Source organism: Cupriavidus sp. JZ107 (assembly GCF_053903255.1).
In genome coordinates, this window is sequence record NZ_CP096480.1 from 1413166 (window position 1) to 1428722 (window position 15557).

15 protein-coding genes are annotated in these 15557 nt (G+C 69.3%); 9 read left to right on the forward strand and 6 right to left on the reverse strand.

Translation table 11 applies throughout. The features are described 5' to 3' along the window. Positions 1–7 precede the first annotated feature (7 nt). From pdxR to M1D55_RS06100, 6 genes are all read left to right on the forward strand, one after another. Entirely contained in the window at positions 8–1546 is a 1539-nt protein-coding gene (gene pdxR, locus M1D55_RS06075) for a MocR-like pyridoxine biosynthesis transcription factor PdxR (protein ID WP_456280386.1), read from the forward strand. A gap of 159 nt (positions 1547–1705) precedes the next feature. After that, positions 1706–2356: an FMN-binding negative transcriptional regulator gene (locus tag M1D55_RS06080; protein ID WP_064576668.1), complete on the forward strand. Its 651-nt coding sequence runs from the start codon at positions 1706–1708 to the stop codon at positions 2354–2356. Positions 2357–2397: 41 nt separating this feature from the next. Continuing rightward, positions 2398–3342, forward strand: a complete 945-nt coding sequence (locus M1D55_RS06085; protein WP_006578796.1) for a LysR family transcriptional regulator — start codon at positions 2398–2400, stop codon at positions 3340–3342. Between the two features lie 149 nt (positions 3343–3491). Then, the gene (locus tag M1D55_RS06090) at positions 3492–3731 is read left to right on the forward strand and encodes a hypothetical protein (RefSeq protein ID WP_456280387.1); all 240 of its coding nucleotides are present in this window, start codon (positions 3492–3494) and stop codon (positions 3729–3731) included. 17 nt (positions 3732–3748) lie between these two features. Continuing rightward, positions 3749–4924 (forward strand): HlyD family secretion protein, encoded by a 1176-nt coding sequence (locus tag M1D55_RS06095; protein ID WP_456280388.1) that lies wholly within the window; start codon positions 3749–3751, stop codon positions 4922–4924. Beyond that, on the forward strand, positions 4921–6492 hold the full coding sequence (locus tag M1D55_RS06100) for an MFS transporter (RefSeq protein WP_456280389.1): 1572 nt from the start codon (positions 4921–4923) through the stop codon (positions 6490–6492). The genes M1D55_RS06095 and M1D55_RS06100 overlap by 4 nt, the downstream gene beginning before the upstream one ends. Positions 6493–6517: 25 nt before the next feature. Here M1D55_RS06100 and M1D55_RS06105 read toward each other — a convergent pair whose 3' ends face one another. Further along, positions 6518–7483 (reverse strand): DMT family transporter, encoded by a 966-nt coding sequence (locus tag M1D55_RS06105; protein WP_456280390.1) that lies wholly within the window; start codon positions 7481–7483, stop codon positions 6518–6520. A 132-nt stretch (positions 7484–7615) separates the two neighbouring features. On the opposite strand from M1D55_RS06105, the gene M1D55_RS06110 reads away from it, so the two are divergent. Then, on the forward strand, positions 7616–8623 hold the full coding sequence (locus tag M1D55_RS06110; RefSeq protein WP_456280391.1) for a LysR family transcriptional regulator: 1008 nt from the start codon (positions 7616–7618) through the stop codon (positions 8621–8623). On the opposite strand, the gene M1D55_RS06115 is transcribed toward M1D55_RS06110, so the two are convergent. Continuing rightward, positions 8605–9213 carry an SAM-dependent methyltransferase gene (locus M1D55_RS06115; protein WP_456280392.1) on the reverse strand — a complete coding sequence of 203 codons (609 nt, stop codon included), beginning with the start codon at positions 9211–9213 and terminating at the stop codon, positions 8605–8607. The two genes, M1D55_RS06110 and M1D55_RS06115, sit on opposite strands and share 19 nt — an antisense overlap. Continuing rightward, on the reverse strand, positions 9210–10826 hold the full coding sequence (locus M1D55_RS06120) for an acyl-CoA synthetase (RefSeq protein WP_064576674.1): 1617 nt from the start codon (positions 10824–10826) through the stop codon (positions 9210–9212). The genes M1D55_RS06115 and M1D55_RS06120 overlap by 4 nt, the downstream gene beginning before the upstream one ends. 202 nt (positions 10827–11028) lie before the next feature. Here M1D55_RS06120 and M1D55_RS06125 point away from each other — a divergent pair, with 202 nt between their 5' ends. Continuing rightward, positions 11029–11490 (forward strand): TfoX/Sxy family protein, encoded by a 462-nt coding sequence (locus tag M1D55_RS06125; protein WP_456280393.1) that lies wholly within the window; start codon positions 11029–11031, stop codon positions 11488–11490. 7 nt (positions 11491–11497) lie between these two features. Here the strand turns inward: M1D55_RS06125 and M1D55_RS06130 are convergent, their stop codons facing one another. The 3 genes from M1D55_RS06130 to M1D55_RS06140 are packed head-to-tail and all read right to left on the reverse strand — an operon-like array spanning position 11498 to position 13975. Continuing rightward, a complete protein-coding gene (locus M1D55_RS06130; protein WP_064576675.1) occupies positions 11498–12133 on the reverse strand; it encodes a flavin reductase family protein in 636 nt (211 codons plus the stop codon). A 29-nt stretch (positions 12134–12162) separates the two neighbouring features. Then, positions 12163–12933 carry a GntR family transcriptional regulator gene (locus tag M1D55_RS06135; protein WP_156526567.1) on the reverse strand — a complete coding sequence of 257 codons (771 nt, stop codon included), beginning with the start codon at positions 12931–12933 and terminating at the stop codon, positions 12163–12165. A gap of 4 nt (positions 12934–12937) precedes the next feature. Beyond that, the gene (locus tag M1D55_RS06140) at positions 12938–13975 is read right to left on the reverse strand and encodes a polysaccharide deacetylase family protein (protein WP_064576729.1); all 1038 of its coding nucleotides are present in this window, start codon (positions 13973–13975) and stop codon (positions 12938–12940) included. Between the two features lie 368 nt (positions 13976–14343). Here M1D55_RS06140 and M1D55_RS06145 point away from each other — a divergent pair, with 368 nt between their 5' ends. Continuing rightward, on the forward strand, positions 14344–15519 hold the full coding sequence (locus M1D55_RS06145; RefSeq protein WP_064576676.1) for an ABC transporter substrate-binding protein: 1176 nt from the start codon (positions 14344–14346) through the stop codon (positions 15517–15519). Positions 15520–15557 lie beyond the last annotated feature (38 nt).

The following is a 15557-nucleotide window of genomic DNA, read 5'->3' on the forward strand; positions in this document are numbered from 1 at the left end:
CGAATTCATGGCACGACACCGCCACGCAATGGAATTGCCGTCGATCGGCAAGCTCGACCGCTGCGCCGGACAACTCGGCAGACAGCTGTCGACGCTGTTGCGCGAGGCGATCCGGCGAGGGGAACTGAAGCCGGGCGAGCTGCTGCCCTCCACACGTCATCTGGCGAGCTCGCTGGGCGTGTCGCGAGGGACCGTGCTGGAGGCGTTCGAGCAACTGATTGCCGAGGGCTATCTCGAAGCGCAGGCCGGGGCAGGCACCAGGGTCGCGGCGGCATTATCCGTTGGGCCGAATGATGGCCCGCATGGTGGATCGAAGACCCGCGCGCCGGCCCGCCATGTCGCCGAGCCGGCTGCGCCCACGCGCTTGAGCACACGCGCCGCGGCGTTTGCCGAGATCTCGCGGCAATTCGCGCCGCTGCCTCCCGTGCCGTTCGCGGTCTCCGTGCCGATGGGCCCGACCGCGCCCGACGACGTCTGGCGCCGGCTCGGCAACCGCACGCGAGCACTGCGGGCGGCCGCGCCATCGGGTTATGACGATCCGCAGGGTGTTCCTGCGCTGCGCTCGGCGATTGCCGACTACGTGCGCCGCTCGCGCTCGGTCCATTGCACGCCGGAACAGGTGATCGTCACCACCGGCACGCAGCAAGGTCTCTACCTGTCGTGTCAGGTACTGCTCGATGCCGATGATCTCGCGTGGGTCGAGGACCCGGCCTACCGCGGCATCACCGGCATTCTGGAGAGCACCGGGCACCAGCGCGGCATGGTGCGCGTACCGGTCGACGAGGCCGGCATCGACGTCGAGGCAGGACGCGCGATGGCCGAGCACGCACGCGCGGCGTTCGTCACGCCGTCGCATCAGTATCCGCTCGGCATGCCATTGAGCATGGCCAGGCGAAACGCGCTGCTGGCGTGGGCGCGGGCCAACGGCGCGTGGATCGTCGAGGACGACTACGACAGCGAGTTGCGCTACGTCGGCCACCCTTTCCCCTCCTTGCAGGGACTCGCGCCCGAGCTCGTCGTCTATCTGGGGACCTTCAGCAAGATCCTGTTCCCCTCGCTGCGGCTGGGCTATGCCATCGTTCCGCCGCCGCTGGTGCCGGCATTCTGCGGCGCCCGTGTGCTGATCGACCGGCACTCTCCCAGCGCCGACCAGCATGTGCTGGCCGCCTTCATCGACGAAGGACACCTGGATCGTCATATCCGCCGCGTGCGGCTGGTCTATGCCGACCGGCGCCAGCACCTGATCGCCGCGATCGCACGCTGGATACCGGACGAGTTGGCGTGGCTGCAGCCGGGGGACCAGGGCATGCACCTGGTGCTGTGGCTCGCCGAGGGGACCGACGATCAACGGATCGCGTCGCTGGCGGTCGAGGCCGGCGTGGCGGTCAGGCCCGTGTCGCCGATGTACTCGGCCGCCAACGCGCGGCCGGGCCTGGTGCTCGGACTCGGCGGCTACAGCGACGAACAGATCGACGCGGCAGTCAAGACGCTGGCGAAGGTGTTGAACTCGGCGGCCCGAGGCCGCGCCGCATCGCGCGCCGGCTGAAGACTGGATGCCGGCACGGCGTCGCTCGATCGCCCCGGAATACTGGTCCATTCGAATCAGGCCAAATTGGCTCTTCCCGCCGACCGGCTTCCGACCGAACATCGAGCCGGTGCCGCCATTCGCGCGGCGAAACCTTCAACTCCACGGGAATTCGAGGCCATGTACATCCCATCCCATTTCGAAGTGCAGGACATCGAGGCGCTGCATCGGCTGATCCGCGAGCACCCGTTCGGGATGCTGGTCACCCATGGCGCCAATGGCCTGGACGCCAACCATCTTCCGTTCGAACTCGACCTGTCCAGCGGATCCCACGGCATGTTGCGCGCCCATGTCGCCCGAGCCAATCCTCTGTGGCAGGACGTAAGGAACGGTGACGACGTGATGGTCGTGTTCCGTGCCGAGGATGGGTACATCACGCCAACCTGGTACCCGAGCAAGCACGAATCGCACAAGCAGGTGCCGACGTGGAACTACCGGGTCGTTCATGCCCACGGCAGCATCGCGATCCGCGATGAGGAGCGGTACGTCCGCGGCGTGGTGGCCCGGCTGACGCGAGCGCACGAGGCCTCGCAGCCGGCGCCGTGGAAGATGACGGACGCTCCCGCCGACTATATCGATACGATGCTCAAGGCGATCGTCGGCATCGAGATCGACATCACGCGGCTGACCGGCAAGTTCAAGCTGAGCCAGAATCGCGAGCTGCGGGACAAGCTCGGCGCGGCCGAGGCGCTGAAGCGGCAAGGCGACATCGCGCTGGGCCAGGCGATGCTCGATGCGATCGCCCAGCCCCGCGACGACGGCAGCCGATAGCGGCGGATGCGACGGATGCGACGGATGCGATGGAGAACGGCATGGAACCACTCGACTACCGCAAGTTCCGCACGCTCGACCTGAACCTGCTGGTGGCCTTCGACGCGCTGGCAAGCCAACGTTCGGTCAGCGGCGCGGCCCGGCAACTGTTCCTCGGCCAGCCGGCGGTCAGCCATATGCTGGCGCGGCTGCGGCGGCTGTTCGACGATCCGCTGTTCGTGCGCGGCGCCAAGGGCATGGAACCGACCGCCAAGGCGCAGGCCCTGGTCGAACCGGTACGCGCGCTGCTGAACGAGGCCTATGGCCTGGTGCGGCCCGCCGGCGAGTTCGACCCCTCGTCCGCGCAGGCGCGCCTGCGCATCGCGCTGCCGGCGCCATTGGAGGCGATGCTGCTGCCCCTGCTGTGCGCCGCGCTGGCCCGCGAAGCGCCGTCGATCCAGCTGGCGTCGCGCGCGATGCCCGCCGCCCGCATGCCGGATGCCCTCGATGCACGCGAGATCGATCTGGCGGTGACCGGCGTGCCGCTGGCGACGAAGGACTGGCACCGCAGCACGGACCTGCATCGTTGCCATCTGGTCTGCGCCCACGCGCCGGCGCAACTGCCGCTGCCGGCCAGCATCGGCGCCGACGAATTGCGGACGCTGCAGGCGATCGGCCTGTCGCATGCAGTCGAGCTTGGCTCGGGCGGCAACGCCTTTCTCGGCCAGCTGCAGCACAGCGGCGCGATGCCCACCGAAGTCGAGAGCCTGCTGACGCTGAGCCGCCTGCTGCAGACCGCACCGGTGGTCGCGGTGCTGCCCGCGCTGGTCGCGCCGCTGATCGTGGCGCAAGGCACGCTGGCCTGTGTGCCGGTGCGCGGCACCGACGACGCCGTCGCGATCCGTCTGCACTGGCACAGCGGCGCCGACGGCGATCCGGTGCATCGCTACGTCCGACAGCACGTCGCCGACGCGTTCGCCGCGATGCTCGGACAAGGCGCAGGCTGACGCCTGCACGCGCCCGCCGCGGCGGGCCCAGCCCGCATCGAAACGCCGCATGACGGCCATCGAATCATTCGATTTCCTCTGCGTGAAGGCCCTGCCTATAGTCGTGCCACTTCCACCACGAGGCGGCATGCAACGATGCCGGGCCAACGATGACTTTCCGGTTCTACCCCAGTTCGATCGCGCTGGCGATCGCAGCGGCCGCGCTGTCCGGCTGCGCCACCAGGCAAGGCGATGTCAACAGCGATGGCGGCCGCGACGTCCGCGCTTCGTCCGCGCAGGCGCCGATCGGCATGAGCCTGGGCGATATCAATCATCGGCATCCGATGCTCGACGACAGGCCGGTGCCACGGTCCGGCGTACGCCTGAGCGATTCCTTCGTCGACCGCTAGGCAGCGGAGCGAACGCCATGGCGACCCAGGCAAGGAGTCCCGCTTCGTCGCGGGGACCATCGCGTTGGCCATCGCGGCGAGCGGTGCTGGTCTCGCTGTCGATCGCCGGCGCGATGCTCGCGGGCTACGGCGGCTATCGCTGGTGGCAGCACCGCCAGCACACGGTCACCAGCGACAACGCCTATGTGCGCGCCGACGTCACCGCGGTGGCGCCGCGCGTGGCCGGCTACGTGCGGGCCGTCGCGGTCGACGACAACCAGCGGGTACGCGCGGGCGACGTGCTGTTCCGCATCGACGACGCCGACTATCAGGCGCGCGTCAGCCAGGCCGAGGCCGATGTGCGGGCGCGCCGCGCCGCGCTCGCGACGCTCGAGCGCCAGCACCGGCTGCAGCAGGCGCAGATCCGGCAGGCACAGGCGACGCTGCGCATCCGGCAGTCGGCCACGCACCGCGCGGCGCTCGACCATCGGCGCCACGCCTCGCTGCTGGAAGTCCATGCCAGCAGCCGCCAGACCTATGAGCTGGCGCGCGCCGAGGCCGAACAGGCGGCGGCCGCCGAGCAAGGCGCGCTGGCCCAGCTCGATGCCGAGCGCCGCCGCCTGGACGTGATCGCCGCGCAGGTCGACGAGGCCCGGGCCGCCGAAGCGGCCGCGCTGGCACGGCTGGAGCTGGCGCGCATCGACCTGGGCAATACCGTGGTACGTGCGCCGGTCGACGGCGTGGTCGGCAATCGGCAGATTCGCGTCGGCCGCTACGTGCAGCCCGGCACGCAAGCGCTGGCGCTGGTGCCGGTCGAGACATCGTGGGTCGTCGCGAACCTGAAAGAGACCGAGCTGCACCGGATCCGCGTCGGCAGCCCGGTACGGATCGAGCTCGACGGCTATCCCGGCGTGCCGATCGACGGCACGGTCGTCAGCGTGTCGCCGGGCAGCGGCGCGCAGTTCGCGCTGCTGCCGCCGGACAACGCCACCGGCAACTTCACGAAGATCGTTCAGCATGTGCCGGTCAAGATCGTGCCGGCGCCCGGCGGCGCGCTGCACGGCAAGCTGGTGCCGGGCCTGTCGGCGGTGGTGTCGATCGATACGCGCCCGAGCGCCGCGGCATCGGCTACGCCGGCGCCACGGCAGGTCGCCCAGGAACTTCCGCGGGGGCTCGCGCAGGGATCCACGCAGGGACTGACGCAGGCCAGATGATGGACCGGCGCTTTGCCATGCTGCTGGCGTCGGTGACCCTGCTGGCGCTGACCGATGCCATCAACGGCACGTTGATGATGGTCAATCGCGCCCATTTCGCCGGCGGCCTGCATGCGACGCTGGACGAGGCGGCCTGGCTCAACATCCTTTACTTCGCGGCGAAACTGGCCGGCTTTGTCATCGCGGCCGCGGTGGCCCGCCGCTTCGGCGAGGCTGCGGCGCTGCGGTGGTCCGGCGTACTGCTGGTGGCGTCGACCGCGGCCGCATCGCTGCCGCTCGATCTGGCGATGCTGAGCGCCTGCCGCTTCGTGCAAGGAGCGAGCGCCGCGCTGATGCTCGCCACCGCGCAGGCGCTGCTGTTTCGCGAAGCGCCGCCGCGCTGGACGCCGCTGAGCCAGGCGGTGTTCGCGCTGGCGACCGTGATGGCGCCGACCACGCTGGCGCCGCTGGCGCAGGGATGGGTCACCGATCATGGATCCTGGCGCCTGGTGTTTCTGGCGGGTGTGCCATTCGGGCTGCCGGGGATCGGGCTGGCGCTGTTGGCGCTCCGCCGCGAGCCGTCGCACCAGCGTGGCGACGTGGAAAGGTCAGCGCCGGGGGACGCGCTCGATCCGGTCGGTATCGCGCTGCTGACCGTCGGCTCGATCGCGACCGCGTTCGTGCTGCAGGAAGGCAATCGCCACGACTGGCTGCACTCGCCGCTGATCGTGCAGGCAGCACTGCTGGCCGCGGCAGCCCTGTTGCTGACGGCATGGCGGCAATTGCGGCGCGATCGCGGCCGGTGGCTGCAGGCACAGCTGTTCCGCGATCCGCATTTCACCTTCGGCTTCTGCGTCAGCTTCGTCGCCGGCTTCGCGCTGTTCGGCAGCGCCTTCCTGCTGCCCGCCTTCGCACTGAACGTGCTGCGGCTCAGCCCGGCCCATGCGGGCGATCTGCTGGTATCGAGCGCCGCCACCGCGTCGCTGGGCCTGCTGGCGGGCGGCGCGCTGGCGCAATACACGCGCGTGGCGCCGTTCAAGCTGATCCCGCTCGGCATCGTGCTGTTCATGCTGGCGATGGTCATGCTGTCGTACACGACCGCGTACAGCGGCCTGCCGGACATGACGCCGCCATTGCTGATCCGCGGCTTCGGCCTCGGGCTGATGTTCCTGTCGCTGACGCTGGTCACGCTGGGCGGACTGCCGGCCGCACTGGCCTGCCAGGGCGCCGCGCTGTTCAACTTCGGCCGGCAATTCGGCGGGCTGATCGGTATCGCCTTCCTGCAGACGTATCTGCATCATCGCCACGGCGCCGCACGGACGGCGCTGGTCCAGACGCTGCCGGTCGGCCTGGACGCGCCGCTCGCCGCCGCGTCGATGGAGTCGCCGTTGCGGCAGGCGCTGTCGCCCGTCGATCCCGCCGTGGCAATGGCCGCCACGCTGGAACCGCTGCTGGAACGGCAGGCCGGCGCGCTGGCCTTCAATGCGGGCTTCCTGTCGCTGGCGCTGTTGTTCGTCGTGGCGATTCCCGTGCTGCTGGCGATCAAGGCGGTGCTCGCCCGCCGCGCCGGCGGTACCGCCGCGCATTGACGGGGATGGCGATCCGGCCTCGCCGCTACGTCGGTTCCACCGCCCTCGGCACCTCGTGCGCCGGGGCGATCGCACGGTGCCATCGCACGGTGGCCAGCAGCGAGGCCAGCACGATCAGGCCGCCGCCGATCCAGCCGGACGGCGCAACCCGCTCGCCCAGCCACAGCCACGCGAACAGCGCGCCGAACGCAGGCTCGCTTCCCATCAGCAACGCGACACGGGTCGGGCTGCTGTGCTTGATCGCGTAGTTCTGCGCGAAGAAGGCGAACAGCGTGCAGGCGCCGACCAGATAAACGAGGCAGAACCAGAAGGCGCCCTGCGCGCCGAACCCGGGTAACGAGGGCAGCGGCGGCAGCGGCCAGGTCGGTGCGCCATTGGCGCCAGCGGCCCATGCGGCTGCCACGCTGCCGATCGTCACGACGCCGGCCTGCAGCGCGGTAACCGCGAGCGCGGGCGGCGGCTGCCGGCCCATGCTGTGCTTCATCGCGCAGACATAGATGGCCCGCAGCAGCGCGGCCAGCAGGATCAGCGCATCGCCGGGATGAAAGGACAGCGGCCATGCCCCGCCGGCGGCCAATATCCAGGCACCGCACAGCGACAGCAACACCGCGACCCATTCCAGGCGCGCCGGCCGGCGCGACAGCAGCAGCCATTCGATCAGCGGCGTCAGCACCACGCACAGGCTGATCAGGAACGCCGCATTGGCGGCCCGGGTCAGCAACAGGCCGAAGGTCTCGCACAGGAAGATGCCGAGCAACAGCACGCCGGCCCCGGTCACGCGCGCCACCGACGCCGCCGGTATGCTCCGCAGGGACGCCAGCGCCGGCGACAGCAGCACGAAGGTCAGCCCGAAGCGCAGCGCCAGCAGACCCAGCACCGGGTAGTACTGCAGCGCCTGCTTGGCGACACCGTAGCTGGTGCCCCAAACCACGGCGACCCCGAGCAGCATCAGGTCGGACAACATCAGCAGGCGGGCTTGTGGGGCGGTCATGGCTTCGGGACTCGGCGGATGCGCGGACAAGAAGATCGTTTCGCGCATTGTCGGGTATTGCATCCACGGCGATAATCGGTCTCATCCGCAAATCTTTGATGTCGCCGATTCATCAATCTCCACGCCCGCCAGATGCACCAGAACACGCTAATCGCCCTGCTGCCGGACCTCGCGGTCTTCGCCCGCGTCGTCGAAACCGGCAACTTCTCGCTGGCGGCCCGCCAGCTCGGCAGCACGCCGTCCACCGTCAGCCGGCAGATCAAGCGGCTCGAGGAGGCGCTGGCCACGCGTCTGCTCGAACGTTCGACGCGCAAGGTGCGCGTGACCGAAGCCGGCGAACAGGTGGCGCGGTTCTGCCGCGACATGGTGGGCGCCGCGGCCGGCGCCGTCGATGCGGCCGGCCAACTGGGCGGAAGTCCACAGGGCCGCGTCACGCTGAGCGCGCCGGTGGCCTATGCGAAGACCGTCCTCCATCCGCTGATTCCGGCGTTCCTGCGCCAGTACGAGCAGATCGACGTGCATCTGCGCTTTTCCGACCAGAGCGTCGATCCGCTGGCCGACGAGGTCGATCTGGTGATCCGGCTGACCGACGATCCGCCGCCGGGGCTGGCTGGCCGCCGCCTCGGTACGGTGCGCTGGGTGTTGTGCGCGTCGCCGCGCTATCTGGGCAAGCGCGGCGTGCCGGCGCAGCCGCGCGAACTGGCGGGACACGACTGCCTGTTTCTCGGCGAGGCCGCCGACGACAATCGCTGGCGCTTTCGCCGCGGCGTCGAAACGCAGACGGTCGCGGTGCGCGGGCGCTATATCGCCAATCATGTCGGCGCGCGGCTCGAAGGCGCGCTCGGCCATCTCGGCATCGCCGCCCTGCCCGACTTCGCCGCGCACGCGGCACTGCAATCCGGCAAGCTGGTACAGGTACTGCCGGACTGGGATTTCCGCGCGCGGGCCTATCAGGGCGCGGTGTGGCTGCTGTATCCGCCCAAGCGCGTGCTGCCGCCGAAGGTCCGCGTGCTGATCGACTATCTGGCGATGCGCTTGAGCGCGCAGACAGGCACGCAGCTTGGCAAGCATGAGCAAGGCCAGCCTCGCGCCGCGGCAGCGCCCCGCCGCAAGCCAGCCAATCAGCCGGGCTCGCGCTGAGTCGGCCTCAAGCCATCGGCGGTCCACGCGTCGATCATGAAGTCGTCCTCGCGATAGCTGGCCGTGCGCGCGTAGCCGGTTTCCTGCTCGAGGAGGCGATGCACCTCGTGCGCGGGACACGCCTGCTCGTCGAACGGATGCCGCCAATGGCAGGCCAGCAGCAGCCCGTCGGGCTCCATCGACTCGCGTACCCGGCGCGCCAGCAGCGCGACCTGGTCGGGCGCCAGGTAGTAGCAGAACTCGCTGAGCACCACCAGATCGAAGCGCTGCCGCGGCCATTCCGCTGGCACCTGGATCGCTTCCACACGTACGTGCGGGGCGCGGCCGGCGCGCGCGGCGGCGGCCTGCACCGCTCGCGAGTGCCGGTCGGCCGCCAGCAGCGCCTCGCAGCGCGGCGCCAGCGCGGCCGTCATTTCACCGTTGGCGCAGCCGGGCTCGAAGGCCGAGCGATAGCGCGGCCGATCGAGCATCGCCAGCAGCAGCGCGCGCTTGCGCGCCTCGAACCAGCGCGTGCGGTAGTGCCAGGGATCGTCGCCGTTCGCGTAGACGGCATCGAAGTACGCGTCGGGCGTCGGCTCGCCGGCGCTCATCGCGGCGCCTCGTAGCGGCGGCGCAGCTCGCGCTTGAGCAGCTTGCCGCTCGGGTTCTTGGGCAGCGCCTCGGCGAAGATCACGCGCTTGGGCACCTTGAAATGCGCCATGCCCGCCTTGCAGAAGTCGATCACCTGCTGTTCGGACAGCGACTGGCCTTCCTTGAGCACGATCACCGCGGTCACCGCCTCGACCCAGTAGGGATCGGGCAGGCCGATCACCGCGACCTCGGACACCTCGGGGATGCGGAAGATCATTTCCTCGACCTCGCGGCTGGCTACGTTCTCGCCGCCGCTCTTGATCATGTCCTTCTTGCGGTCGACGATCGTGATATAGCCCTCGTCGTCGCGCACCGCCAGGTCGCCGCTGTGGAACCAGCCGCCACGGAACGCCTCCGCGGTGCGTTCGGGATCGTTGTAATAGCCGTCCAGCAGCTGCGGCGAGCGATGGACGATCTCGCCGATCTCGCCCGGCGCGACATCACGCATCTCGTCGTCGACGATGCGGGTCTCGACATTGAGCGCCGGCTTGCCGGCCGAGCCGGCCTTGCGCAGCTGGTCATCGGGATGCAGCACCGTCGCCAGCGGCGCGATCTCGGTCTGGCCGTAGAAGTTCCACAGCCGCACGCCCGGCATGCGGCGCTGCATTTCCTTCAGCACCTCGACCGGCATGATCGACGCCCCGTAGTAGCCCTTGGCCAGCGAAGCAAGGTCGGCACCCTCGAACAGCGGCGAGCGCAGCAACGCGATCCAGATCGACGGCGGCGCGAAGAAGGCATTGACGCGATGGCGCGCGATCAGCGGCAGGATCACGTCCGGCCGCGGCTGGCCCGTGATGATGTTGGTCGCGCCCAGATATACCGCGGGCCCGAGGAACACGTCGAGCTGCGCGCAGTGATACAGCGGCAGCGCATGCAGCACGACGTCGCCGGCCTGCATATTGCCCTCGACGATGCAGGTCACGTATTCCCACAGCACCGCCTCGTGGCTCAGCATCGCGCCCTTGGGCAGCGACTCGGTGCCGCTGGTGTAGATGATCTGCAGCAGTGAGCGCGGATCGACCGGCGCGATGTCGGGCGCCGGCGCGCTCGCCATCAGCAGATCGTCGAACCGCAGCATGCCCTCGGGCGCGCCGTCGGCCTGGTCCTCGGACGGCAGCCAGATCTGCAGGCCGATCTGCACGCCGGCAAGTTGGCCGTCCGCCGTACCTTGCTCGGCCGCGGCAATCGCGTCGACCGCCAGCGTCTCGAAGCCCGCGCCCACCAGCAGCGTGCGCGCGCCGGAGCTGCGCAGGATATAGGCGACCTCGCCGGCATTGAGCATGAAATTGATCGGTACCAGCACCGCGCCCATGCGGGCCAGCGCGAAGCGCATCGCCGCAAAGGCGTGCGAGTTGCGCGACAGGATGGCGACGCGGTCGCCGGCGGCGATGCCCTGCTGCGACAGCGCGGCGACCAGGCGGTCGCAGATCTGGTCGAAATCGCGGTAGCTCCACTGCACGTCGCCGCAGACGATGGCGGTCTTGTCGGGCGTACGCTGCGCCGAGCGCCGCAGGATGTCTCCCACACCATGCTGATGCGCGCGGCGGATCGCCGCCTGCTGGTCTAGCGTCATGCTGCTGTCTCCTATGCCTGTTTTGTGCTCGTGTTCCGAGCCTGTTCTCTGCATCTGCTCGCGGCGAACCGCTGCGGGAACATCGGCCGCCGGCCGCGTCAGGCTAGCAGCATTCGGGCGGCGGCGCATCCCCCCGAGGCCCGGGGCCGCCGGTGCTACCATCGGCGGATCGCACGTCATTCGGCCATTCGGCCTTTCGCCCATGTCCTCGCTCCCTCGCCGCCCGGACCCCTTCGTCGACCACCTGCTCGAACTGATGGCGCCGCTGGCCGCCCGCATCGGCCCCATCGCGGCGAAGCGGATGTTCGGTGGGCATGGGTTGTTCTACGACGGGCTGATGTTCGGGCTGATCAGCGACGGACGCTGCTATCTGAAGACCGATGCGATCACGCTGCCCCGCTTCGAGGCGCAGGGCTGCGAGCCCTTCCGCTATCGCAGCAGCGGCAAGGAGGTAGCGCTGCGGCACTACCTGAGCCTGCCGGCCCAGTGCCTGGAGTCGCCCGGCGAGATGGAACCGTGGGCGCGCGCGGCGGTGGAAGCCGCGCTGCGGCTCGCGAACGCGGTGCCGGCCAAGCGCAGGCCGACGGAAAAAAATGCGGCGAAGAATGCGGCAAAGAAGGCGGCCACCACGGCAGTTGCGCGACGGCGCAACGCCAACACGTGACCTGCCGTCAAATCTCGTCGATCGCGGTCGACGCGGCAGGCTTGCCCGCTTCCTGCTCCAGCGAGAAGCGCTCGCGCGTCGTCACATAGAAGCTCGCGCCAAAGCGGCCGACCGGGAAATAGTCCTGCAGCCGCACGCGCCAGCGTTCGGTATCGATCAGCCCGTCCCGCGCATGCAGCCGCAGCACGCGGCCGATGAAGATCTGGCGGCTGTCGGTCTCCAGCGTCTCCCAGAGCCTGCATTCGAACGCCACGGGCGCCTCCGCGATCCGCGGCGGCGCGATCCGCGTGCTGGGCGCGGCGGTCAGGCCAACGTGCGCGAGCTCGCTGACATCGGGCGGCAGCCGCTCGCCGCAGCGGTGCATCCGTTCCGCCATCGGCTCGTCGCACAGATGCACGACGAACTCGCCGGTGCGCACGATATTCGCGGCGGTGTCCTTCAGCGCGCCGTCACCCAGCCGGTTGATGCTGATCATCACGATCGGCGGCTCCTCGCCGAGCATGTTGAACATCGAGAACGGCGCGGCGTTCGCCGTGCCGTCCACCCCCAGCGTGGTGACCAGCGCGATCGGCCGGGGCACGATCAGGCTGGCCATCAGCTTGTAGCGCTGGTATTCGGTAATGGCGTCGAAATCGATTTCCATGGTGGCGCAACTGCCTCGTTGGTGGTGTGTCACAGGCCGAGCATCTGGGCCAGGCTCTTCTCGCCCTGCATCCGCGAGGTCTCGATGCGCTGCTCCAGCTCGCGCAGATGCGCATCCATCCTGGCGATCGCGCCGGCCGCATCGCGCTGCTCGATGCAGTCGACGATCGCCGCGTGCTCCTCGTGCTCGCATGGCGCATGGCCGGGGGGCTCGTACAGGCCGACGATCAGCGAGCAGCGCGACACAAGTTCGGTCAGATAGCGCTGCAGCACCGCATTGCGCGCCAGCACCGCGATGCGCAGATGAAAGCCGCTTGCCAGCCGCGCCCACGAGGGCTGGTCGAAGCGGTGCATGGCGTCGTGCTCGTCGGCCAGCTGCCGGCGCAAATCGCGCAAGTCCGACGCGGTGGCGCGCGCCACCGCCATCTCGACCAGCACGCGTTCGAGCGCGCGGCGCGCCTCGAAGATCTGGCCAGTCTCTTCCGGGGTCGGTTCCGCGATCACGGCGCCCTTGTTCGGCCGCAGCGCCACGATGCCGTCGTGCGCCAGCTTCTCCAGCACGCGCCGCACCACCGCCCGGCCCACGCCGAACAGCTGGCACAGCTCCGGCTCGGGCAGCTTGGTGCCTGGCGTCAGCCGATGGTTCAGCACGCCGTCGAAGATCGCCTGGTAGATGCGCGCGTCGGCATCGCTGGTCCGGGGCTCGGGGTTCGCCGCGGCAGTGCGATTGGCCGCCGCCGCGGTGCTGGCCTTGCCCGCGCGTGGACTGGTGCGGGCCTTGTTCAACGAACGGACCGTCATGACCTCACCCTCCGGCCGCCACGGCGGCCGTCACCGCGGCCGTCACCGCTGCCATCGGCGCTGGCATCGGCGCTGGCATCGACGCTGACATCGGCGTTCGAGCGGCGACGTCAGCCCCGCCGGCCGCAGCCTCCATCGCCTCGCAGATCGCTCCCGGCGTCGTCATCCAGATCTCGCCATCGTCACGGTGCCGCGCGATATGCGCGAGCGCCCGGCGCAGATGACGCAGCCGGTGCGGCTGCCCGACCAGATAGGGATGCAGCGCGACGCCCATCACCAGCGGCTGCGGATGCGTGGCATGGTTGGCCTGCGCCAGCATCTCGTCGAAGTGGTCGACGATCATGTCGGCGAAGGCGGCGCCGTCCATCTGCCGCCCGACGATCATCGGAATGTCGTTGAGCTCCTGCGGATAGGGAATCGACCATAGCGGTCCGCCGCGCGTGGCCATCCGCACCGGGCGATCGTCGTGGCACCAGTTCAGCGTGTAGCGGTAGCCGGTCTCGCTCAGCAAGTCCGGCGTCAGCGCGCTTTCGGAGATCCATGGCGACAGCCAGCCGCTGGGCGGCTCGCCCGCATGGGCGGCGATGCGGTCGCGGCAATGGCGCAGCAGCGCCCTTTCGCCGGCCTCGTCCAGATCGCTCTGGCGCACGGCATTGGTATGCCCATGCCCGATCAGTTCGTCGCCGCGCGCCAGGAAGGCGTCGGGCACCTCGGGACAATGGTCGTACAGCGCGGTATTGAGCAGCACGCCGGTGGGCATCCGCAGCTGATCGAACAGCTCCAGGCAACGCCAGACGCCGACGCGGTTGCCGTATTCGCGCCAGCTGTAGTTCAGCACGTCGGGCTGCGGCGACGCGGGTCCGATGTTCGCGCCGAGCCCTTCGCCGAAGGCGAAGTGTTCGATATTGAAGCCGAGATAGACGGCCAGCCTTGCGCCGCCGGGCCAGACGAAATCGTCGGCATCGGTGATGGGGCGATAGGGGAAGCGCCCATGCGAGCGCAGCGGGCCGAACGGCGGCAACGGATCCGGATGGTGGGTCATCGACCTGTGTCTTTCCTGGTTGGGCGATCGCGGCATCCGCGCGAAATCGAACGTTCCGCGCGGCAATGGCGGCGCGCGGTGCACCGCCCTGGCCCGCTTCGCTGCGCGCCGCACCGCAGTCGTGCGGCACGCACCGGCTTCGATCGCAATCATCTCGATATCGACATCGTTCGCAAGATGCAGGCCAGATCGTCTGCGATCCGCGGGTCCTTTCCCTGCAAGGCATCGCGGTCGTGTGTCGACGCGTGGCATGCCTCTTGCGATCGCATCGGCGGCCGTCGCTTCGATGACGCCAATTCCATCCCCCTGCACCGATCCGGAGAACCGCCATGTCCCGCCACCGTCCCCAACCGCGCCGCCGCGCATTGATGCTCGCCGTCGCCGCGTCCACCGCCGCGTGCGCGCTGTCCGCCGTGCCGGCGCTGGCGGCCGACACCGTCAAGATCGGACTGATCACCGCGATGACCGGACAGTCGGCACGCGCCGGCGAAGCGCTGACGCGCGGCATGACGATTGCCATCGACGAGATCAATGCGAAGGGCGGCGTGCTGAACGGCCGCAAGCTCGAGCTCGTCCGGCGCGACGACGAAAGCAATCCCGCCAAGGGCGTGCTGGCCGCGCGCGAGCTGATCTACAAGGAGAAGGTCGCGGTGCTGTTCGGCGGACTGGACACGCCGGTATCGATGGCGATCGTGCCGATCGCCAACCAGGAAAAGGTGCCGTTCATGGGGCCGTGGGCCGCGGGTACGCCGATCACGCGCAACGGTGCCAATCCCAACTTCGTGTTCCGCGTGTCGGCGGTCGACGAGCTGGTCGACAAGGCGATGCTGCAATACGCGCAGAAGACCTTTGGCGCCAGCAAGCCCGGGCTGATCCTGGTCAATAACCCGTGGGGCGAGTCGAACGAAAAGGGCATCGTCGCAGCGTTGACCGCCAAGGGCATGAAGCCGGCCGGCATCGAGAAATTCGAGGCCAACGATGTCGACGTGGTGCCGCAGCTCGGACGCCTGAAGGCCGCCGGCGCCGACGCGCTGCTGATGGTCGGCAACGTCGGCCCGTCGGCGCAGGTCGTCAAGTCGCTGGACCGCATGGGCTGGAAGGTGCCGGTGGTCTCGCACTGGGGCCCGGCCGGCGGACGCTTCACCGAGCTGGCCGGCCCGAACGCCCGCAACGTTCACTTCGTGCAGACCTACAGCTTCTTCGGCGCGCGGTCGCCGGTCGGCACGCGCGTCGTCAACGCGCTGAAGGCGAAATACAGCGACATCAAGGGGCCGGACGACATTACGCCCGCGGTGGGCGTGGCGAACGCCTACGACGCCACGCATCTGGCCGCGCTGGCCATCCAGCGCGCCGGGTCGACCAAGGGCGACGCGATTCGCCAGGGCTTCTACCAGATCGACCGTTACGAAGGCCTGATCAAGACCTATCTGAAGCCCTTCTCGCCGCAGGTCCACGACGCGCTGAGCGAGAACGACTACGTCTGGGCCCAGTTCATCGACAACCGCATCGTGCCGGTCGCCGACAAACAGGTCGCGTCGAAGTAAGAAGCCGGCCAGGCCGCGAACCAAGCCGGCGGCCCAAG